A 21,239-nucleotide genomic window follows, 5' to 3' on the forward strand; every position below is an offset into this window, starting at 1 on the left:
TCCACTTAACAAATTAATTTGCAGTTTTGAACGTCCCTGTTTTGGCAGGGATTTTTATTTTTTTAAATGAGCAAGAAGAAGATACCTTTTTTTAATCGCGAAATAAGTTGGTTGTATTTTAATGAACGCGTACTGCAAGAGGCGGCAGATGAAACAGTTCCATTGATTGAGCGCATCAAGTTTTTGTCAATCTTCTCTTCAAATCTCGAAGAATTTTATAGAGTTAGGGTTGCTACGATGACCCGTTTAACAAACTTAAACGAGAAAGCAAAAGCGCTGTTGGGTTTCAATCCCAAAAAAATTCTAAACGAAATTAAAAATATTGTTGTTAGGCAAGAGCGTAAATTCGACCAGCTTTTTCAGGCTACGCTTATAAATGAACTGGCCCAAAACAGAATCTTTATTTTAAACGATACGCAACTTAACGTTAGTCGCGGAGAGTTTGTGAAAAACCACTTCAGGGACAAAATCCTGTCTAATCTGGTGCCAATAATGCTGGATATGGATAAGCCTTTTCCGGAGTTAAAGGACAGGTTCTTATATTTCTTTGTAAAACTATCGAGGCAAGACACAAAACTGAGGGAAAAGTATGCACTGATTGAAATACCTCCAAATCTGCCTCGTTTTTTGGTGTTACCAGAAACTAATGATCTTAAATTTATTATCCTCGCGGAAGACATTATTCGTTATTGCCTCGATGATATTTTTTATGTTTTTACATACGATAATTTAGAAGCTTATTCGATTCAACTTACCAGAGATGCCGAACTGGATATAGATAAAAACATAAACGATAAGTTTATTGAAGATTTGAAGAGTAGTCTCGAAAAGCGTAAAAAAGGTAAACCAATGCGTTTGCTTTACGATTCTGCAATGCCATTGAACATGCTTACGGTTTTGGTAAATAAATTAAAACTGGAAGCAGAGAGCTTAATTCCCGGAAACAGGTACCATAAATTTGGTGATTTTATTGCCTTCCCGAATGTGGGGGGAAAAGATTTGGAATATCCGCCGAATGTGCCATTAAAAGTACACGGACTACATCGAACCGAAAGCGTTTTCGCGAAGATTGCCCAGAGAGATTACCTGGTAAATTTGCCTTATCAATCTTATGATTACATCATTCTATTTTTAAGGGAAGCAGCGATTGACCCAAAGGTTACAGATATACAAATCACCTTATACCGGTTGGCAGAGAATTCAAAGGTTATAAATGCTTTGATTAACGCGGCTAAAAATGGCAAGAATGTCTCTGTATTACTCGAGTTAAAGGCCAGGTTTGATGAACAGGCAAATATTTTCTGGACCAGCAGATTAATGGAGGAAGGCGTAAAAGTTAATTATGGCTTAACCGATTATAAGGTACATTCCAAAATATGCCTGGTTAAACGCATGGAAAAAGATAAAGCGGTTTACTATGCAAACCTTGCTACCGGAAATTTTAACGAAAAAACCGCCGGCCTTTACTGTGACCATAGCATTTTCACCGCGAAAAAGGAAATTACAAACGATTTGGTAAAACTTTTCGATGCGTTAACCAAACGTACAGTAACCAAAGGTTTCAAACATTTAATTGTATCACCTTTAGAAAGCCGCTCGAAACTTACAAACTTTATTAACCGGGAGATTAGAAATGCCAAGGCAGGAAAATTAGCCTATATTTTACTAAAGGTTAATAGTTTAGCCGATGAGGGCATTATTACCAAACTTTACGAAGCAAGCAATGCCGGCGTTAAAATCCAGTTGATAGTAAGGGGAATTTGCTGCCTCGTGCCAGGCGTTGTCGGTTTTAGCGAAAACATTTCGGCCATTAGCATTATAGATAAATTTCTGGAGCATGCCAGGGTTTATATTTTCAGCAATAACGGAAAAAACGATATGTACCTTTCTTCTGCAGATTTGATGAGCAGAAATTTCGAGCATAGGGTAGAAGTTGGCTTTCCTGTATTAGATGCTGATGTTAAGCAGGAAATTCAGGACATGATTGATTTGCAATTGCAGGACAATACCAAATCACGCCAGATAAATGCTCAAAACAACAACAAATACCACAAAAACAGGTTAAGTAAAAAAACAAGGGCGCAAGTGGATATTTATAACTATTTGAAAACCAAGCATCAATAATATGTTAAGATACGCAGCCATTGATATTGGCTCAAATGCAGTTCGTTTGCTCATCGCAGATATCAGTAAACAGGATGGCCTGTACAAATACAAAAAAAATACGCTAATTCGTGTGCCCTTAAGATTGGGAGACGACGCTTTTTTAGACCAGAATATATCTCCGAAAAAAGCGGGTGATTTGGTGAAAACGATGGCAGCCTTTAAAAATCTGATGGACGTTTATCACGTTACGGAGTATCTGGCATGCGCAACTTCTGCAATGCGTGAGGCTGCAAACGGACAGGAAATTGTGAAGCTTATTAAGGAAGAAACATCGCTTACACTCGAGATAATTGAAGGACAGCGGGAAGCAAACATTATTTATGCAAACCACATCGAAAAGGATTTAGACCAGAACAAAACTTATCTATACATTGATGTTGGAGGAGGCAGTACCGAATTGTCTGTTTTTGTTAACGGGGTTCCTGAGGCTTCAAAATCTTTTAACATTGGCACCATTAGAATGCTTGATAATCAGGATAAAGAAGAAACCTGGGAAGAAATGAAGACCTGGGTTAAGGATAATACCAAAGCTTATAAACACCTGGCCGGAATTGGCACCGGAGGAAATATTAACAAGATTTTTCGCATGGCTGAAGAAAAAGATGGGGCGCCAATGTCACTACAAAAACTAAATTCCTTGTATAACCGGTTAACCAGTTATTCTTTAAAGGAGCGGATTCATGTTTTAGGATTAAATCCCGATAGGGCCGACGTAATTATTCCTGCCTGCGAAATTTATTTAACGCTGATGAAGTGGACGGGAATAAAGCAAATTTATGTGCCTAAAGTTGGTATGGCCGACGGAATAATTAACCTGTTAATTGAAGAAAAACTTTATTAAGCCCGCTCCAAACCCAAAACTGCCATCTTCATATAAGCTTTAACCTCTTCGTTTAGATCATCTTTATGATAAATGCGAAGGTGATGATTAAACTGCCGGGTTCCCGGAACCTGGGCAATTTTACTAAAGCAAAGGTTATCTGTAAATGGTTGGCTAAAGTGGAAAACAATATGAATGTAGTTTTTTCCTAGATTGGTTATATGGGCATAATTATGATTTCCCTCAATAGCAATCATCGATTTTAGAGGTCTCACATTTACATCGCCCAGTTTGGAAAACTCGGCTATAAAAAAACGGAATAACGCTAAAGTGTATTCCGTTTTTCCGTTCAGGTAAGCCGATAAATTTTCCCCGTCAGACATGATATTAACTAATCTTCGAGCAGTTTAGTTGCGGCTTCATCTACAAACCACGTTAATTTTCCATCAATTGGATTTATCAATTGTGCCGGGTAAGTATCGAAATCTTTCTGTTCATCGCCGATAACATGTTTCAAGGCCTCAGCTTTGTTCTCTCCAAACGCTAAGAACGCCACATTCTCAGCTTTGTTAATTAGTGGAGCAGTAAAACTTATGCGGTAGGTGTTTAGCTTCTCTACAAACACAGATGCCACATTCACCTCTTCGTCCTTCACAAGGCTGGTGTGTGGAAAAATTGACGCAGTGTGCGCATCATCACCCATACCCAGCAAAATCAAGTCGAAAACAATATCACTTCCGCCAAAGTGGTTATCAATTGCCTTTTTGTATTCAATGGCAGCCTTTTCCGGAGCTAACGACGTGTTTACATAAAAAATATGGTCTTCAGCAACATTCAGGTTGTCGAAAAAAGTTTTTTTGGCCATTAAGCCGTTGTAATTTTCATCGTCCGCTGGCACATTACGTTCATCGCCAAAGAAAAAATAAACCTTTTCCCAATCAATACGGTCTTTGCAATCTGTTGATAAAAGTCTGTACAATTCTTTTGGAGAGTTGCCACCTGTTAAAACAAAATTGAAACGGTCGTTCTCCTCGATAGCCATTTCGGCAATTTTGATAACATAGTCCGCTAAATCCTGGTTTAATTCTTCGAGGGTTTTGTAAATAAGTAGGTTCATGATTTATGGGTAAAATAATTTCGGGGCACCAGGCAAACTTGATCGATTGCTCTTTCAGTATAAGATTGCTTAGCGCCCCGTAATCACAAATTAAATTTAGTCTTTATTTTTCAATGGCAAATTAAACCAGTGGAAGCCATCCCTGGCAATAAGCGCTTCAGCTTCTTCCGGCCCCCAGCTGTCTGCAGGGTAGTTAGGGAAATTGATTGATTTCTTACTTTCCCAGGTATTCAAAATCGGCATAACCAACTCCCAGGCAGCTTCAACCTGATCGCCACGCATAAATAAGGTTTGGTCGCCCATCATTGCATCAAGTAACAGCGTTTCGTAAGCCTCTGGCGTATCGCCTTCATAGGTTCCCTTATAATCGAAAACCATATCAACCGGATTTAAAACCATATCTAAACCTGGTCGTTTTGCCTGTACCTGCATACGAATACTCATTTCTGGCTGGATGCTGATCACCAATCGGTTTTGCTGCCAGTTTTCAGTTACATCTGAAGAAAATATCTGGTGTGGAACGTCTCTGAACTGTATCGTTATTAATGATGATGTCTGATTCAAACGTTTTCCGGTTCTTAAATAAAACGGAATGCCTTGCCATCTCCAGTTATCGATGTGGAATTTAACAGCAGCAAAAGTTTCAGTATTTGAGTGCGCATCTACACCTTTTTCCTGGCGATAGCCCGGTACTTCTTTACCTTCTACCCAACCTTTACTGTACTGACCGCGAACAGTGCCAAAGCGGATATCTTCAGAAGAAAATGGGCGCATAGCTTTTAATACTTCAACCTTTCTATTTCTGATTTCGTCGGCATCAAATGTAATAGGAGCTTCCATACCGATTAGGCAAAGTAGCTGAAGCAGGTGATTTTGAATCATATCACGCAAGGCTCCTGCGCCTTCATAGTAGCCACCACGGTCTTGAACGCCAAGCTGTTCGGTTACAGAAATTTGCACATGGTCGATATACGAACGGTTCCAAAGCGGCTCGAACAGCGCATTTGCAAATCGGAAAGCCATCATATTCTGAACGGTTTCCTTACCCAAATAATGATCTATACGATAGATTTGTTTTTCGGTAAAGATTGTACTCAACAACTTATTCAACTCTTTTGCCGATTCTAAATCGTGGCCAAATGGTTTTTCAATTACAATCCGGCTGTTATCTTCGTTCTGTGTAAGCTTGTATTTCTGCAAACATTCTGCAATAACCGGGAAGAAGTTAGGCGCCACAGCGAGGTAAAAAATTACCTGGGTGTTCGCACCGTATTCTTTCTGGTACTTTTCTACAGCGGCTTTTAAGTTTTCAAAAGTTTTTGGCTGAGCAAAATCGGTAGGACAGTAATGAATTGTATTCCCAAAAGTATTCCACTTTTCCTTTTCTACTTTCCCTGAGCGGGAAAACTCATTTACGGCTTCTTCTAAAGCGGCTTTGTAGCTATCGTCTGTAAATTCAGTTCTACCCGTGCCAATTACGGCAAACTTTTCGGGCATGTAACCCTCTATAAACAAGTTATATAAGGCAGGAGCAAGCTTACGCTTATTTAAATCGCCAGTTCCGCCAAATATTACAAATATTGTTGGACTTAACGCTGTATTTGATTTCATTTTGATGTTTTTAAAATCGAAAGTATTATGATAATTTATTCCAATCGGCATGGAAAACGCCTTCCTGATCGATACGCTCAAAAGTATGAGCGCCGAAGAAATCTCTTTGTGCCTGAATTAAATTTGAAGGCATACGTCCGGTTGTTATCGTATCGAAATAGGTTAGGGTAGAAGCAAAAGCAGGAATGCCCAAACCAGAATTTACACAAGATGAAACCGTTTTTCGAATTCCGCCCAGCGTGCCTTTGACTACGTTTTGAACGTTAGCATCGCCAAACAAATGTTCAAGGTTGTTGTCTTTTTCATAAGCCTGGTAAATATCTTCTAAAAATTTAGCCCTTATAATACAGCCGCCACGCCAGATTTTCGCAATTTCCTGAAGCTTTAACCCATACTGGTATTCTTTTGAAGCCTGTACCAGAAGATGCATCCCTTGTGCATATGCACTTATCATCGAGAAATAGAAGGCATTTTCAAGCTCATCAAGCGTTACATCAATCTTCATATCTTTTTTTCCAAAATCATTTTCCAATGATAAGCGTAGTTGTTTAAACTTAGATAAATCGCGGTTTGATACGGCTTCATTAATTGTTGGTATTGGCAACTGCAATTCCATTGAAACCTCCGAAGTCCATTTTCCAGTACCTTTTGAACGGGCTTCGTCTTTAATCTGATCTAATAAATCAACGTCGGTTTCACCATCCTTGAATACAAAAATCTCTGCGGTAATTTCGAGCAAAAATGATTGCAACCGGCCTTCATTCCACTTTTTAAAAACTTTGTAAATATCGTCGTTTGTGTAGCCTAAGCCATTTTTTAAAATGCCGTAAACTTCCGCAATAAGTTCCATGATTGCGTACTCAATACCATTGTGTACCATTTTGACAAAGTGGCCAGAAGCACCCGGACCAATGTAAGTTACACATGGCTCGTTATTTACTTTTGCGGCAATTGCGTCAAATACATCCTTAACTACATTGTAGGCCTGTTTGTCGCCACCTGGCATCATACTCGGGCCGAAACGGGCGCCTTCTTCTCCGCCCGAAATTCCCATTCCAAAAAAATGAAGACCGTCTTTTTCCAATTCATCAACGCGGCGATTGGTATCTGTAAAGTGCGAGTTTCCGCTATCGATAATGATATCGCCTTTGCTTAACAAAGGTTTTAATTCTGCAATAACACTGTCTACAATTGGCCCGGCCGGAACAAGAAGAATTAAAGTTCTCGGCGAAGCCAGGCTGGCAATAAAATTCTCGATATTATCAAAACCTTTAAGGTTGTGGCTTTTGCCTTCGTCTTCAAGCTTTGCAATCATCTTATGATCTTTATCGTAGCCTGTAACCGAAAAGCCTTTATCGGCCATATTTAGCAAAAGGTTGCGGCCCATTGTGCCTAAACCTATCATGCCCAATTTATATTGTGTGGATTCGTTAGTCGCCATTTTTTATATTTTAATATCTGCCCAAAATTAGGGTTTACAAATTAATATTCTCATTAGTGGTTTTAAAACATTCTACACAAACTCACTTATCGGGGGTCAAAGTTGTAATGTTATTTCCATCTGATAACTTCCAAAGCTTCGCGCCACCTTTAATACCATCCCTGTTCGAAACCACTTTGATGTTATCTTCCAGTTTAAAATCTATTTGTTTAGAATTTCCCCCACCTATATATAAGGTATCGTAATTAAAAACTGTTTTATAAATATCGATAACTTTTTTCAAACGCTTGTTCCATCGTTCGGTGCCGATTTTTTCGTAAGCCTTGTTACCAATATAATCGTCATAATCTTCCTCTTTATTAATTGGAAAATGTGCAAGCTCCAGGTGAGGAAGTAAGTTTCCATCAAACAATAAGGCAGTCCCGAAACCGGTTCCTACTGTAAAAACAATCTCAAAGCCTTTTCCTTCAACAACGCCGAGTCCTTGCTGGTCTGCATCATTAACAAGTCTTACTGATTTTTTTAGCGCATTGGCAATTCGCTGACCTAAATCTACATCTTCCCATTTATTTTTGGCAAGATTTGGCGCTGTTTTAACAATGCCGTTTTTTACATAGCCCGGAAAACCAACTGAAACTCTATCAAACGTATTGGGGAAAGGCTTAATTAATTCGATAATCCCTGAAATAATATCTTTCGGCGTGGCGCCATCAGGTGTTTTTAATTTCAGGTATTCGGATAACATGTTGCCATTTTCATCTAATAACACAGTTTTTATACTGGTTCCGCCGATATCTATAGATAAAACATTGGTATTTTCAGCTTGTTTTTTTGTTGCCATAATTATGCGTTTTGTGATATCGAAGTTCTACAAATAAATTAAAACAACAAACATAAATCCATAATGGAAGTAATTTATGTGTAATAAAATAAACTACTAAGTCTATAAGATTAATAGAATATTTTTAAGTTTGTGTCGTTATCACTAAAAAAGCTATGGCAGACATAAATTACCTTGCATTTGCAATTCCAGCATTTTTCTTATTTGTTTTTATTGAATATAAACTTGCCTGGCGAAGAAAGGGTGTCCCAGTGTTTAAATATCAGAGTACAATAGCTAATTTCAGTGTTGGTATTGCAGAGCGGTTGCTTAATTTATTTATTGCTGCAAGTTTCTATCAGCTTTACTACTGGATTTATGTTAACTATTCTTTATTCGATATTTCGGATAAGTGGTATGTCTGGATATTTTTATTGCTTGCAACAGATTTAGTTTGGTACTGGTACCATCGCTTGGGGCATGAAATTAATTTGCTTTGGGCTGCACATATTGTCCATCACCAGAGTGAAGAATTTAACTTATCTGCTGCAGCCAGAATTACCACAATACAAGCTATTTTCAGAAACGTGTTTTGGTGCATTTTGCCGCTCTTGGGTTTTCATCCAGATATGATCATTGTGGTTTTACTTGCTCATGGTGCTTATTCATTTTTTACGCACACCCAGCTAATTGGCAAAATTAGGTGGCTAGAATACGTTTTTATAACGCCATCACTGCACGGTGTTCATCATGCATCCGACGAAAAGTACCTGGATAAAAACTATGGCGATGTCTTCGTTTTTTGGGACAAGATTTTTGGAACATTTCAAACTGAAGAAGAATTGCCAAAATATGGATTGACCCATCCAATAAAAAGTTATAGCTTTTTGTGGCAACATTTTCACTACTACCTTGAAATTTTGGAAGCCTATAAACAAGCAAGTGGTTTCAAAGCTAAATGGATTACACTTTTTGGAAGCCCGGCGCTTATGGATCAGGAAATAAGACCAAAGCTCGAATCAAAATATTTTCAGCGGAAAAATGCTGCAAAAATTCGATTTAAGGGCTATGTAAATTTTCAAATGGTATTAGTGGTGGCGCTTTTAACTTTTACCACCTTATTTTTCGGGCAGATGAAATCTTTAGATGCATTTGCTGCATTAATATTTACCATCCTCACTCTTATAAATATCGGTGCACTTTTAGAGCAACGTAAGTGGATTTATTACCTGGAATGTTTCAGGCTGATTTTCGTTTTTGCGTACGCATTCTACACTTTTGGTATCTTCGGTTTCTTAATATTTCCAGTTGCCGCACTAATCGTACTCGAACGCACAATTGCGCTGCGTTCGCTCTATAATAAATATGTGTTAAAATATCCGGACACCAACTAAGAGCGATTTCTACTTCTTTCGAAATATAGCGATACGTAATTGTTACAATCGAGTTCTTTCGTATTGTTCGTTATGGAAATCATTGCAGTAACAATATTTTTACCCGAATAAAAGTTAGGATCTTGAATTGATATTCTTAAAAAATAGTGCTATAATAGTTTATAATTGCGGTCTATTGGTTTTTATGATGTTTATTATCACACGACTGGCATCAGCAATACAGCTCTTTTTAATTTGTTATTTCCCATTTCAATTATTTGTTTTTAGTTTCGATTTGTTTTATTAATTTTAATTAACGAAACATTAAATAATATAAAGCTAATAAAACGCAATATTTTGGCTATAGCTTTTATAATTTTAACAACTGCTTAATATTAATTTAATGTTGGTGAGGTTATTTTGCCGACGTCCGGATTTAAAATAATTTAATTAACTATTCCTATAATACTAACCGGATATTAACAATTATGAATGAAATTTCTACCCAACAGAAATGCAGATTTCAATGCGTGTGGCCAGTAACTGGAAGCAAGCCCGACAATCTCAAAAAACATCAGGTATTAACAAATTATCGACGCTGGCTTAAGTTGCTGAGCTTTTTGCTCTTCATTACATTCTTTTGCACAAACAGCGTTTTTGCACAGCAGTCGCAGCAAAATATTACAGTGAAAGGAACTGTGCTCGATGAGGATGATAACCAGCCATTAATCGGTGTTACCATTACCGATGGCAATAAGAAAACATTAGGCTCAACAAACAACGATGGTGCTTATTCGGTATCGGTACCAAAGGGCACAACAGTTGTTTTTAATATGTTGGGTTTTACAGCGGTAAGGCGGGTGTTTGAAAAAAACGAGACTAACATTACCATCCGTTTAAAATCGTCATCAAGTCAGTTAAATGATGTTGTTGTAACGGCTTTAGGTATAAAACGCGAAGAAAAATCGTTAGGTTATTCAACAACCAAAGTAGACAGTACGGCATTCACAAATGCCGTTGCCAGTAACTGGACAGATGCACTTTCGGGTAAAGTGGCAGGTTTAAATTTGGTTAGAAATAGTGGTCCGGCTGCCTCTAACAAAATAATTTTACGTGGCGAAAATAACCTTACAGGCGATAATGAAGCCTTGATTGTTATCGATGGTGTTGTGGCCAGCAGCTCTGCCCGTCGTACGGCGGCGTCATCGGGCGGCGTTTACGGAACTTCGGGCGACATTATGCCACCGGATTTTGGCTCGGCTTTAAACGATTTAAATCCGGATGATATTGAAAGCGTTACCGTTTTGAAGGGTCCTGGTGCTTCTGCACTCTATGGGCAGCGTGGCGCAAATGGCGCAATTATTATCACTACAAAATCTGGTGGTAAAAACAGCAAAAAGCTTAACATTACATTTACCTCAAACAGTACCTGGGAGCAGGTGAGTAAAAGTCCGGACATTCAAAATCAGTACGGCCAGGGTCAGTTTGGGGTCTCTTATTTTTCTTATGGAGCAACAGAAGATGGACCGAGTACAAATGGTACAAGCGCAAGCTGGGGCGCACCGTTCGCTAATGGGGGGATGTATTACCAATATGATCCAATTACAAAAACCCGTGGCTTAACCAGAACGCCATGGGTTGCTTATGATAATCCGGTTGATGCCTTTTTCCAAACCGGTTTTGAATCGTCAAACTCAGTAAGTTTAGATGGTACTTACAAAAAAGTGGGCATGCGTTTTTCTGCAAGTCATGGAGATAATGAATGGATAGTTCCAAATACCGGCTTAGAACGCACATCGGCCTCATTCTCTGCAAATGCAGATGTGACCAAAAAACTAAATATTAATTTCAAAGCTGCTTACAACAACAGACATAGCGACAACCTGCCGGCCACCGGATATGGAAACCAATCTTTAATGTATTGGTTTATGTTTGCACAGCCAAATGTGAATACAGATTGGTACCGCGACTACTTTGCGCCCGGAAAGGAAAATGTTCAGTTTGTAAACATTACAACAACTAATCCTGAAAGCCCGTATGCAATCTCTGAACAATACATCAACAAACAACGTAGAAATGGTATTTTGAGTAGCCTGCAGGCGAATTATAAATTTACCAACGAGTTAAGCTTATTAGTTCGTGGATCGATTGATTACAATCATGACATCCGCGAAACACAACGCCCCTGGGACGCTGCAGGAAATAAATTTGCACAAGGTTCTTATCGTTTGCAAGACATTGATTCTTATGAGATCAATGCAGATTTTCTCCTTAAGTATGATAAGAAAATCACGGAGGATTTACGTATGACTGCCAATCTGGGCGGAAGTCAGATGCGTAATCAATACAGTAAATCAGAGCTTCGTGCTGATGGCTTAGTTGTTCCGGGCCTTTACAGCTTAACGAACAATGCAAACCCATTAGTTTCAGTTCCTGATACCGCCCGTTATAGAATTAATAGTTTTTATGCGGCAATTTCTTTTAGCTATAAAAATTACCTTTATCTTGATTTGACAGGCCGTCAGGATTGGAGCAGTACACTAGCCACGCCATTCAGAACAGACAATGTTGGCTTTTTCTATCCATCCGCGAGTGCATCATTCATCCTTTCAGACTTTTGGAAGCTTCCAAGCCAGATTAGTTTCTTTAAACTTCGTGCTTCTATTTCTCAGGTTGGTAGCGGTGGTACAACACCATATCGTACTGCTTACAATTATAATCTTGCTTCAAACGGTATTTATCCGGATAGTGCGATGACTAATCCATCTATTTTGCCAAATCCGAACCTTAAGCCACTCAAAACCACAACTATAGAAGTAGGTACTGAATTACGCCTTTTTAAAAATCGCTTAAACTTTGATTTCGCAGCCTATCTGGGAAATACGAAAAACCAGATTTTAAGTCGCATTGTGGATAGAGCAACTGGTTACAATGTGGCAGTTTTCAATGTTGGAAAAGTAGAGAACAAGGGTATCGAAATAGCGGTAAATGGTACGCCGATACAAGCCGGTAAATTTAAGTGGGAACTGACCGGAACCTTTACAGCAAACCGCAATAAGATTGTAGAACTTGCAGATAGTTCGGTTGTATTAAGAACTGGCGCCCTGGGCGGTGGTCAGATTGTTGCAAACGTTGGCGGCAGCATGGGCGATTTATATGGAAATGGCTATTTGCGTTCGCCAGACGGACAGATTATTTATGACGCAAATACCGGTAATGCAAAAACATCAACTGGCTTAGTTTTTCTTGGCAATACGATGCCAAAATTCAGGTTCAGTTTTGGTACAACACTAACTTATGGACGTTTCAGCGTAAACGGTTTATTCGATGCTCAACTTGGTGCTGTCGCACACTCCCTTACATTTTCAAGAATGGCTGCTTTGGGTAAACTGAATTTAACGTTACCAGGTAGATATAATGGCGTTATTGGCAACGGAGTGGTGCAGAATGCGAACGGAACTTTCCGGCCAAATGATGTTGTTGCAACAAACCTGGAGAGCTTTTACACTTCACTTTACGGTTCAGACCAGGCAGAAGGAAGTGTTTTTCGCACAGATTATTTGAAGTTCAGGGAAGCGAATATCACATTTGCTTTTGGACAGGTTTTTCTGAAGAAAATCGGTTTCACTAAGCTAACCATCGGCGCTTATGGAAGAAACCTGTTTATCTGGTCGCCTTGGCCAGCCTTCGATCCTGAGTTTGGTACCTTGTCGGGAACCGATATTGTTCAAGGTTTTGAAACCGGACAGCTACCGGCAACCAGAACTTATGGTGTACGTTTAGTTGTGGGCTTATAAAGAAAATAGTATGAAAACGATAAATAGAATAACTAAATATATATTACTTGCAGCAGTCAGCGTAACTGCGCTTTCCTGCAAAAAAGATTTTAACGAAGTAAATACCGACCCGATTGGCAAATCATCAGTAACTGCCAGTCAGCTTTTGGCACCGGCGCTGGTAAATGTTTTATCGGCCAATATGGTGCGTAACCGAAACTTTAACAATGAGTTGATGCAGGTTACAGTAGACATTAGCGATTCAGAGGGAAAAGTTTTTAGGTACGATGTTAGGCGCACCTGGGCAGATTATACCTGGAATTCCTGGTATCTTGAATTGACAAACCTTCGTGATATTTACACCATCGCCAACAGGCCGGAATCCTTAAATGCATCTTACAAAGGGATTTCCCTAATAACACAAGCATGGGTATTTCAGTTGTTAACAGATGTTTATGGCGATGTACCTTACACGCAGGCAAATCAAGGAAAGGATGGAGTTTTTGAGCCGGTTTTCGATAAACAAAAAGATATTTACTTAGACCTGTTTAGCAAACTGGAGGAGGCGAATAAATTATTGTCTGAAGGGAAGGGAATTGCCGCAAGTAGTGATCCGGTTTACCAGGGCGATATAAGTAAGTGGCGCAGATTCGGAAACGCTCTTTACTTAAGGCTGTTACTTCGTATTTCCGGCAAAGCCGAGGTTAGCGCTCAGGCGATTGCGAAAATTAAAGAAATAGCTGAAACCAATAAATCAGCTTATCCAATAATGGAAAACAATACCCACACCGCGAAAATATTATGGAATGGAACCAATAGCAGTACATCTGTCTATTCGTCGCCTTTTATGATAAATGTACGGGCGGTGGATTTTAGAACACCAGCGATAACCAGCTTTTTTATTGGTAACCTCGCCAATTGGGCAGATCCACGTGTAAATACAACTTTCGGGGTAAATGGTGTAAGCAGATTTGGCATTTCGCCGGGGCCGGCTGGTTTAATTGGCGTACCGAGTGGTTATGACGCAGGTACATCTATACTAAAACAATCTTACTTCTATTCTGACGCACAAAATGCAGGTGTTACCTTACAAACCGATCCGTATACCGGCATCATCATGAATTGCGCTGAAGTCGATTTTATTCTGGCCGAGGCGGCAGCTAAAGGATGGATTACCGGAACCGGTGAAAGTTATTATTTAAAAGGCATTGCCGATGCAATTAATTATTGGTTGCCCACCCGCTTTACTACGGTTTCTGACCCAGCCTTTAGCAACTACGTTATTGCTGCAGATATAAACTGGAATAACAGTTTGCCTTTGGAAAATACGTCAGCTAACTCATCAAGTAAAATGCAACTGATTCATTTGCAAAAATATTACGCAATGTTTTTAGTCGATTTTCAGCAATGGATTGAGTACCGCAGAACCGGCCATCCGTTTCTTCAAAAAGGCACAGGACTTGCAAATGGTGGTAGAATGCCTGCCCGGTTAAATTATCCTTTAGTTACACAATCAACCAATCCAACAAGTTATAGAAATGCCGTGGCATCGCAGGGTGCTGATGACATTAATACACTTGTTTGGTGGCAAAAACCTTAATCATATCAAAAATTAATATGAAAAAGACAATATTTTATATCAGTGCGCTAATTTTATTTTGTGCCACTTGGATGGGCTGCAAGCGTGAAACCGATTACATTGGCGTTTCCGTTAGTCCTTATATTTCTAATTTTGATTTGCGGAAGCTTTTTAAAAATTCAGATATTACGTTAAACAATGAAAATCTTGGCGGCGCCGATTTTATAAAAGGTGTGGTAATCTCAAATCAAACGGGAAGCAATGCGCCAAGTGGCTTGCTGGTTTTACAAAATAGCCGCATTGCCGGCAGTGGCATTGATTCGTTACGCGGTATCGCAATCAATATTGGTGCCGACGCAGCAAAATACATTCCCGGCGACTCTGTGCATGTGCGCATAACAGGTGCTACACTTAAAAGGGTTAGCGGAATGTTGCAGTTGGCAGGCGTGCTGGCCTCGAACATCGAGAAAAAAGCATCGGGGAGAGCCATTATTACAAGAGCTGTAAATACTGCAGCGCTGGCAAGCAGACCTGGGTTTTACGAGAGTACATTAATTACGATAAGCAAAGGAAATGTAGACCCGGTACCAACTTCGACTACGAAAGTGGTGGGTGATAAGACCATCAATGATGGTTACGGAACGGCAGTTGTTCATACAGAAGCTACTTCTGCATTCGCCAATGAAACCATAACACCGTTTGCAGATTTTACGGGTATTGTTTTTAATACTGCTACAGGTCCGCAAGTTTGGCCACGTACTTTCGATGATATTTTCCCGCTTGCGGTAATTAAGCCGTCAGCCCTGGTAATTACGGGTTATTTAACAGATCCAAGTGGTTCTGACGCTAATTACGAGTACATACAATTTAAAGCAACCAGAGATATCGATTTCAGCGCAACACCATATTCAGTTGTGGTGTGCAATAATGCAGGCATTTTAGCTGCTCCGGCTACTGGATGGGCATTGGGTGATATCAGAACCTATAAAATAAACCTGAACACAGGCTCAGTTAAAAAAGGACAGTTTTGTTATGTAGGAGGTAATAAAAATATTTGGGGAGCCGGCACAACCAACATCGCATCTGGTGTTTGGATTAGTAGCACACAATATTCTACTGTGAACAGTGTTGATTTTGGAACTGCCACATCCAATTTGTTGGCGAACAGTGGCAATGTTGCCGGCATCGCGGTTTTCGAAGGGCTTGTGGTAACCGGAAACAGTATCCCGCTGGATGTAATTATGTATGGAGGTAACGGGGCGGTTTATGCCGCAGGGCCGCCAGAGGCTGGTTATCGAATCACAAATACAGATAAGTACAGTACCATTCAAAACAGAAAAGCAGTGGCATTTTATGGAGCCGGGACAAATACAAGTAAATTTGCATTTCCATCTACCGCAGGTTATTTCACAATGCTTGGAGGTGTTTACGATGCCAAAACAGGTTTGTGGAGTACGGGAAGGGCCGCACAGTTCATCCAGCTTACTCCAACTTCACCTTTAACAACAATTGAAACCCAGGCCGGCTTTACCACCATCGTTAACTAGCCAGCATAACAGTTATAATATTCTATTGGGCTTGTCGAAACAAAAGAAATGTTTTGGCAAGCCCGATAAAAATCATCTTATCCTAAAAAATGAATAGAAGATCCTTTATTCAAAAATCGGCAATATTAGGCACCACATTGTTTGTTAGCCTTAAATCATTTTCGTTTACAAGTTTATTAGAGCGTAAAATCTCGGGTAAAGTAATTAGCAAAGGCAAGGGTATAGCAAACGTGGTCGTGTCCGATGGATTTAACGTAGTACAAACTGATAAGTCGGGCAATTACACTATAGAGGTAAATCCTTTGGCGAAATTTATCTGGATAAGTACACCGTCCGGATACGAATTTAAAAGCGAAAGCCATATTGCTAAACACTACGAAAGCGCTCTGGGCACAACCAGCTTAAACTTCGAGCTTATCAAACTAAAGCAGGATGATAACCGCCACAATTTTATAATCTGGGCCGATCCTCAGGTAAAAAATAAGAAAGACGTTCAGCAAATGATGGAAACCTCTGTTCCGGATACCATCAAAACCATCAAAGCAATGGACCCAAAAATCCCTGTTCATGGGATTACCGTTGGCGACATTGTGTGGGATAACCATGAGCTATTCGCTGATTACAATAAAGCGGTAGCTGCGATGGGCATTCCGTTTTTTCAGGCGCTGGGTAATCATGATATGGACTACCGGATGGGTGGCGATGAAACCTCCGATAAGACTTTTCAGGAACATTACGGGCCAACTTATTATTCCTTTAACAGGGGCAAGGCACATTATGTAGTTCTTGATGATGTTAGATACCTGGGCGTAGAGCGAACTTATGATGGCTTTATTACGCAGGCACAGCTGGACTGGCTGGCTAAAGACCTCAAATTTGTATCGAAAGATGCGCTGATCATCATAAATCTTCATATTCCTGTGCATAATGCGGTTAAAAACAATGCCGATTTTTACGCAGTTTTAGCTGGCTTTAATAACGTTCACATAATGTCGGGGCACACGCATTACAACCGTAACGTTATAACCAACGGCATTTTTGAACACAACCATGGTGCGGTTTGTGGCGCATGGTGGACCGGCCCGATTTGCGAAGACGGAACACCTCGTGGTTATGGCGTTTACGAGGTTGACGGAACGGATTTAAAATGGTACTATCAGCCAACCGGTTCTACACAAAAGGAACAGGTTCATATTTATGTTGATGAACTTACCAACCAAAAGCGGCTTATCGCAAACGTATGGAATTGGGACCCAAAATGGAAAGTTGAATACTTTTTGGATGGAAAGGCGATGGGCGCTCTCGAGCAGCAGAAAGGTTACGATCCCTTATCGGTAAGTTTATATAAAGGTGCTACTTTGCCGGCAGGAAGAACTTTTCCCGAGCCGAGTAAAACTGATCATTTATTTGTAGCCCATTTCGAACCCTCCGTTAAACAGGTTAAGGTTGTGGCGACAGATAGATTTGGTGTAAAATATCAGGCTGATTTTACTGCTTAAAAAACTTAAATATGAAACTTTTGAAATTTCTATCGGTAATCCTTATAACTGGTATTTCGGTTAACGCAAGTGCCCAGATTGCACAATTTCCGGCTTTTAGTGCAGAGGCACACCGTGGTGGCCGGGGCTTGTGGCCAGAAAATACCATCATCGCCATGCAGAATGTGATGAAAATTGATGGCATTACTACGCTCGAAATGGATACACACATTACAAAGGACGGGAAAGTTGTGGTAACGCATGATGATTATCTTAGTCCTGGTTTTATGCTTACTGCAAGCGGAGAAGATATTCCGGCAACAGATGCTAAGAAATATCCAATTTTCCAGATGGATTATAAAGATTTAAAAGCGTTTGATTTGGGTACAAAACCTTTGGCTGGTTTCCCTCGTCAGCAAAAAATTAAAACCTACATTCCTTTGCTCGAAGAATTAATTGATGCCGTACAAAAAGACATCAAAGCGAGTAAAAGAAAACAGGTGTTTTATAATATTGAAACCAAATGTGATGTTGCCGGAGATGGCATTGCAAATCCTGAACCTGCCGTTTTCGTGAAAAAACTAATGGATGTAATCGAGAAGAAAAAGATAACGCCGTATGTTGTAATTCAGTCTTTCGATAAGCGAACCATTCAAATCCTTCACGAGAAATATCCAAATGTTAAAACTTCGTTTTTGGTTGCAAACAAAAAAACTTACGAAGAAAACATTACCGACTTAGGCTATAAACCTTTTATTTTAAGCCCGGTTTGGCAAATGGTAACCGACGAAATGATTAAAAAGGCACATGCCGACGGCGTAAAAGTAATCCCATGGACAGTAAACAAAGTTGAAGACATGAATGCACTGCGGGCTTTAGGCGTTGATGGAATTATTTCTGACTATCCGGATTTACTGGTTCAATCTAAATAATTATCTTTAAATAAAAATGATTTATGAAACTGCTTCCAAACAAATTATTTTTCGCTACCTGCTTTTTTCTTAGCGTTGGGTTAGGCGGTTTAAAGGCTCAAATTGTTAAATGGGACAGTACATATCGGCCGGGCAAATACGCAGAATTAGTACAGAAGTTTAAGGCAGAACCGAAAACGAAAAAGGAATTTATTTTTTTAGGAAACAGCATTACCGCAGGCACGGATTGGGCAACGCTCTTAAATTTACCGCAGGCTAAAAACAGGGGCATTTCTGGCGATATTACTTTCGGTATTTTAGAAAGACTTCAGGAGGTTATCGACAGAAAACCAGCTAAGCTATTCATCCTGATCGGGATAAACGACATTTCGAGAAATATACCGGATAGTGTTATTTTGCGAAACTATAAAACAATGATAAGTAGAGTTGAAAGCCAGTCGAAACGCACGCACATTTATTTTAATACACTTTTGCCTGTTAATGCATCATTCGAAAAGTTCAAGAATCATTATGGAAAGGATAACCACATTCTTTGGCTGAATGACGAGATAAGAAAATTTGCTTCGAAAAAAGTTACCGTTGTTGATTTATACCCGGTTTTTGTAACTGATGATAAAAAACTAAAACCGGAGCTTACCAAAGATGGTTTGCACCTGCTTCCGGAAGGGTATAAAGTTTGGGCCGACTACCTCAACGCAAACGATTATCTGAAATAGTTTCCATTTCAGCTTAGTACAAAACAGAAAAAGCGCTCGATATTCGGGCGCTTTTTCTGTTTAAAATTTATTTTTAGCCTTGAGCCGGCGGACTTGAAACAACTGGTGCTTTATCTCTTCCTCGTCCCATTCCTCTTCTCATTTTCCCGGCTTTTTCTTTAGCCTCTGCCCTGAAGGCATCCAATTTTGATTTTTGGTCGTTGGTTAAAATCTGATCTAAATCGGCTTTGCTTTTTTCTAAATCGGCTCTGCGTTCTTTCATTTTTCCTTTTATTGCTGCCTTATCTTCAGTTCTGAAAGCCTCCATTTTCTTTGCCCTGTCCAATTCAATCGCATATACTTTCTGCTTTTGATCGGTGGTCAGACTTAATCTTTTTTCCATCATGCTTGTGCTTTTTTCGGCACGTTGCTCGACAGTTAATTTAGCCATTGGTCTTTTTGCCCGTTTGGCAGAATCTTGTGCAAAAGTTGCCGTAAATCCCATTACCGCAATTGCCATTGTTAAAATTAGTTTTTTCATCTCTATGTGTTTTAAACTAATAGATATAAAAAACGCACAACGGTTTAATCTCAACCTGTTAAAAGATGTTAATTCTTGTTTAACTGAGAAATAGATTTTTGCATTTGAGACATCATCTGCGTTAATGTTTCGATGGTTGGATCCGGTGCTGGCTCGGGTAAAGAAGTTGATATGTATGCTTTAGCCCGCCAGATTTCTAAAATATCATCTGCCGCTATTGTGTAAGCATCGTATACTTTATTGTCAGAAATTAATTTCAGATCTTTATTTTCCCTAAAACGATTACCGGCTCTTTTATAAACAACACCTTCGTTTTTACTAATAATTATGTAAGTTTCGCCAGTTTTAACTTCATTCCAGTTATCCAAATACTCACCAATAATAACGCTCCCTGGTTGTACCGGTAACATACTATCGCCCATTATTTCAAAAGCACGAAAAGTTCCCTGGCGTAAAGCAGCAATCGGCAGCTGAAACTTTGGAAGGTCGCTTATATATTGAGGATCAGAAAAACCATTTAAATAACCTGCACTTGCTTTTACAGGCACAAGTTCGATATTTTCATTATCGTTCGCATCAACCGAAATACTGAGTACCCGCAAGTTAGAACCCGAACTTTTTGGTCTGGGTTTCCAGCTGTCTGATATCTTTTCGTTGATGAATTCATCTATCGTTAAATCAAAATATTCAGCTATTTTTTTTAGTAAATCATATTTTGGTTCAGCCCTGTCTTCTTCATACGCACCAATAAGCGATCGCTTTATCTCCATAATATCAGCGAATCCTTGCTGTGTATGGCCTTTTTTCTTCCTTAGGTACTTTAAGTTGTTTGAAATATTCGACATAAAAATAAATTTTAAAATAAATTTGGAAATACTAAAATAGTTAGTAATTTTATGCTCATAAAGTTAGTAATATTATTTTGATTTGCAAGAAGGTATACTAAATAGTTTAGTTTTAATTTTAAACACGTTATTATGAAAAAGTTTGTTTACATCGTTACCGACAGAAATCGTACAAGTATGCACGTAGGCATGAGTTCTGATTTGATCAAGACACTGGATTTCTACAAACAGATGCCAAACCTGTTTTTTGATAATGGAAAGCAACTAACCCGTTTAGTATATTTTGAAGAGTTTAAAACGGAAGCGCAAGCTTTAAGCCGCTTTAAATTGGTTAGCAGATTTACCCGTATGCAAAAGGAGCGGTTGGTAAGAGCTTGTAACCCGGATTGGATAGACCTTACGCTTGGCTTAGATTTTGAAAATATCCTGCTGCACAGAAACGTTACCAATCAGGTAAAATTGTCATTCAGCAGTATGTCATAGTATAAAACAAAAAAA

At 39.3% G+C, this 21,239-nt stretch carries 17 protein-coding genes; 10 read left to right on the forward strand and 7 right to left on the reverse strand.

Translation table 11 applies throughout. The annotated features are described in order from the left end of the window. The first annotated feature begins 66 nt into the window (after nucleotides 1-66). Together ppk1 and AC0IWT_RS03430 are read left to right on the forward strand one after the other, a co-directional pair. Nucleotides 67-2,124, forward strand: a complete 2,058-nt coding sequence (ppk1, locus tag AC0IWT_RS03425; RefSeq protein ID WP_471795993.1) for a polyphosphate kinase 1 — start codon at nucleotides 67-69, stop codon at nucleotides 2,122-2,124. 1 nt (nucleotide 2,125) lies between these two features. Continuing rightward, the gene (locus tag AC0IWT_RS03430; protein ID WP_056872240.1) at nucleotides 2,126-3,007 is read left to right on the forward strand and encodes a Ppx/GppA phosphatase family protein; all 882 of its coding nucleotides are present in this window, start codon (nucleotides 2,126-2,128) and stop codon (nucleotides 3,005-3,007) included. Here AC0IWT_RS03430 and AC0IWT_RS03435 read toward each other — a convergent pair. The 5 genes from AC0IWT_RS03435 to AC0IWT_RS03455 all read right to left on the reverse strand — a co-directional run bounded on the left by AC0IWT_RS03435 (nucleotide 3,004) and on the right by AC0IWT_RS03455 (nucleotide 7,996). Further along, the gene (locus tag AC0IWT_RS03435) at nucleotides 3,004-3,369 is read right to left on the reverse strand and encodes a DUF5655 domain-containing protein (RefSeq protein WP_471795994.1); all 366 of its coding nucleotides are present in this window, start codon (nucleotides 3,367-3,369) and stop codon (nucleotides 3,004-3,006) included. The genes AC0IWT_RS03430 and AC0IWT_RS03435 overlap by 4 nt on opposite strands. Before the next feature lie 8 nt (nucleotides 3,370-3,377). Continuing rightward, nucleotides 3,378-4,103 (reverse strand): 6-phosphogluconolactonase, encoded by a 726-nt coding sequence (gene pgl, locus AC0IWT_RS03440; RefSeq protein ID WP_471795995.1) that lies wholly within the window; start codon nucleotides 4,101-4,103, stop codon nucleotides 3,378-3,380. A gap of 96 nt (nucleotides 4,104-4,199) precedes the next feature. Next, a complete protein-coding gene (zwf, locus tag AC0IWT_RS03445) occupies nucleotides 4,200-5,714 on the reverse strand; it encodes a glucose-6-phosphate dehydrogenase (RefSeq protein WP_056872280.1) in 1,515 nt (504 codons plus the stop codon). A gap of 25 nt (nucleotides 5,715-5,739) precedes the next feature. Next, on the reverse strand, nucleotides 5,740-7,155 hold the full coding sequence (gndA, locus tag AC0IWT_RS03450) for an NADP-dependent phosphogluconate dehydrogenase (protein ID WP_471795996.1): 1,416 nt from the start codon (nucleotides 7,153-7,155) through the stop codon (nucleotides 5,740-5,742). Nucleotides 7,156-7,237: 82 nt separating this feature from the next. After that, nucleotides 7,238-7,996 (reverse strand): ROK family protein, encoded by a 759-nt coding sequence (locus AC0IWT_RS03455; RefSeq protein WP_471795997.1) that lies wholly within the window; start codon nucleotides 7,994-7,996, stop codon nucleotides 7,238-7,240. 155 nt (nucleotides 7,997-8,151) lie between these two features. Here AC0IWT_RS03455 and AC0IWT_RS03460 point away from each other — a divergent pair, with 155 nt between their 5' ends. The 7 genes from AC0IWT_RS03460 to AC0IWT_RS03490 all read left to right on the forward strand — a co-directional run bounded on the left by AC0IWT_RS03460 (nucleotide 8,152) and on the right by AC0IWT_RS03490 (nucleotide 19,376). Further along, entirely contained in the window at nucleotides 8,152-9,369 is a 1,218-nt protein-coding gene (locus AC0IWT_RS03460; protein WP_471795998.1) for a sterol desaturase family protein, read from the forward strand. A gap of 467 nt (nucleotides 9,370-9,836) precedes the next feature. After that, entirely contained in the window at nucleotides 9,837-13,145 is a 3,309-nt protein-coding gene (locus tag AC0IWT_RS03465) for a SusC/RagA family TonB-linked outer membrane protein (protein ID WP_471795999.1), read from the forward strand. A gap of 10 nt (nucleotides 13,146-13,155) precedes the next feature. Beyond that, nucleotides 13,156-14,724: a SusD/RagB family nutrient-binding outer membrane lipoprotein gene (locus AC0IWT_RS03470; RefSeq protein WP_471796000.1), complete on the forward strand. Its 1,569-nt coding sequence runs from the start codon at nucleotides 13,156-13,158 to the stop codon at nucleotides 14,722-14,724. Between the two features lie 17 nt (nucleotides 14,725-14,741). After that, the gene (locus AC0IWT_RS03475) at nucleotides 14,742-16,250 is read left to right on the forward strand and encodes a DUF5689 domain-containing protein (protein WP_471796001.1); all 1,509 of its coding nucleotides are present in this window, start codon (nucleotides 14,742-14,744) and stop codon (nucleotides 16,248-16,250) included. Between the two features lie 89 nt (nucleotides 16,251-16,339). Next, on the forward strand, nucleotides 16,340-17,749 hold the full coding sequence (locus AC0IWT_RS03480; RefSeq protein ID WP_471796002.1) for a calcineurin-like phosphoesterase C-terminal domain-containing protein: 1,410 nt from the start codon (nucleotides 16,340-16,342) through the stop codon (nucleotides 17,747-17,749). Between the two features lie 11 nt (nucleotides 17,750-17,760). After that, nucleotides 17,761-18,660 carry a glycerophosphodiester phosphodiesterase family protein gene (locus tag AC0IWT_RS03485; RefSeq protein ID WP_471796003.1) on the forward strand — a complete coding sequence of 300 codons (900 nt, stop codon included), beginning with the start codon at nucleotides 17,761-17,763 and terminating at the stop codon, nucleotides 18,658-18,660. A gap of 23 nt (nucleotides 18,661-18,683) precedes the next feature. Beyond that, nucleotides 18,684-19,376, forward strand: a complete 693-nt coding sequence (locus tag AC0IWT_RS03490) for a GDSL-type esterase/lipase family protein (RefSeq protein ID WP_471796004.1) — start codon at nucleotides 18,684-18,686, stop codon at nucleotides 19,374-19,376. 73 nt (nucleotides 19,377-19,449) lie between these two features. On the opposite strand, the gene AC0IWT_RS03495 is transcribed toward AC0IWT_RS03490, so the two are convergent. Together AC0IWT_RS03495 and AC0IWT_RS03500 are read right to left on the reverse strand one after the other, a co-directional pair. Next, nucleotides 19,450-19,896 (reverse strand): hypothetical protein, encoded by a 447-nt coding sequence (locus AC0IWT_RS03495; RefSeq protein ID WP_471796005.1) that lies wholly within the window; start codon nucleotides 19,894-19,896, stop codon nucleotides 19,450-19,452. A gap of 68 nt (nucleotides 19,897-19,964) precedes the next feature. Next, nucleotides 19,965-20,741, reverse strand: a complete 777-nt coding sequence (locus AC0IWT_RS03500; protein WP_471796006.1) for an XRE family transcriptional regulator — start codon at nucleotides 20,739-20,741, stop codon at nucleotides 19,965-19,967. 132 nt (nucleotides 20,742-20,873) lie between these two features. On the opposite strand from AC0IWT_RS03500, the gene AC0IWT_RS03505 reads away from it, so the two are divergent. Continuing rightward, nucleotides 20,874-21,224: a GIY-YIG nuclease family protein gene (locus tag AC0IWT_RS03505; protein ID WP_056872253.1), complete on the forward strand. Its 351-nt coding sequence runs from the start codon at nucleotides 20,874-20,876 to the stop codon at nucleotides 21,222-21,224. Nucleotides 21,225-21,239: the final 15 nt, after the last annotated feature.

Source organism: Pedobacter sp. AC464, from assembly GCF_979253075.1.

Excerpts from the sequence above, each read along its gene's own strand:
- ppk1 (WP_471795993.1), top strand. The coding sequence starts at position 67 with ATGAGCAAGAAGAAGATACCTTTTTTTAATCGCGAAATAAGTTGGTTG.
- AC0IWT_RS03430 (WP_056872240.1), top strand. The coding sequence starts at position 2,126 with ATGTTAAGATACGCAGCCATTGATATTGGCTCAAATGCAGTTCGTTTG.
- AC0IWT_RS03435 (WP_471795994.1), bottom strand. The coding sequence starts at position 3,369 with ATGTCTGACGGGGAAAATTTATCGGCTTACCTGAACGGAAAAACGGAA.
- pgl (WP_471795995.1), bottom strand. The coding sequence starts at position 4,103 with ATGAACCTACTTATTTACAAAACCCTCGAAGAATTAAACCAGGATTTA.
- zwf (WP_056872280.1), bottom strand. The coding sequence starts at position 5,714 with ATGAAATCAAATACAGCGTTAAGTCCAACAATATTTGTAATATTTGGC.
- gndA (WP_471795996.1), bottom strand. The coding sequence starts at position 7,155 with ATGGCGACTAACGAATCCACACAATATAAATTGGGCATGATAGGTTTA.
- AC0IWT_RS03455 (WP_471795997.1), bottom strand. The coding sequence starts at position 7,996 with ATGGCAACAAAAAAACAAGCTGAAAATACCAATGTTTTATCTATAGAT.
- AC0IWT_RS03460 (WP_471795998.1), top strand. The coding sequence starts at position 8,152 with ATGGCAGACATAAATTACCTTGCATTTGCAATTCCAGCATTTTTCTTA.
- AC0IWT_RS03465 (WP_471795999.1), top strand. The coding sequence starts at position 9,837 with ATGAATGAAATTTCTACCCAACAGAAATGCAGATTTCAATGCGTGTGG.
- AC0IWT_RS03470 (WP_471796000.1), top strand. The coding sequence starts at position 13,156 with ATGAAAACGATAAATAGAATAACTAAATATATATTACTTGCAGCAGTC.
- AC0IWT_RS03475 (WP_471796001.1), top strand. The coding sequence starts at position 14,742 with ATGAAAAAGACAATATTTTATATCAGTGCGCTAATTTTATTTTGTGCC.
- AC0IWT_RS03480 (WP_471796002.1), top strand. The coding sequence starts at position 16,340 with ATGAATAGAAGATCCTTTATTCAAAAATCGGCAATATTAGGCACCACA.
- AC0IWT_RS03485 (WP_471796003.1), top strand. The coding sequence starts at position 17,761 with ATGAAACTTTTGAAATTTCTATCGGTAATCCTTATAACTGGTATTTCG.
- AC0IWT_RS03490 (WP_471796004.1), top strand. The coding sequence starts at position 18,684 with ATGAAACTGCTTCCAAACAAATTATTTTTCGCTACCTGCTTTTTTCTT.
- AC0IWT_RS03495 (WP_471796005.1), bottom strand. The coding sequence starts at position 19,896 with ATGAAAAAACTAATTTTAACAATGGCAATTGCGGTAATGGGATTTACG.
- AC0IWT_RS03500 (WP_471796006.1), bottom strand. The coding sequence starts at position 20,741 with ATGTCGAATATTTCAAACAACTTAAAGTACCTAAGGAAGAAAAAAGGC.
- AC0IWT_RS03505 (WP_056872253.1), top strand. The coding sequence starts at position 20,874 with ATGAAAAAGTTTGTTTACATCGTTACCGACAGAAATCGTACAAGTATG.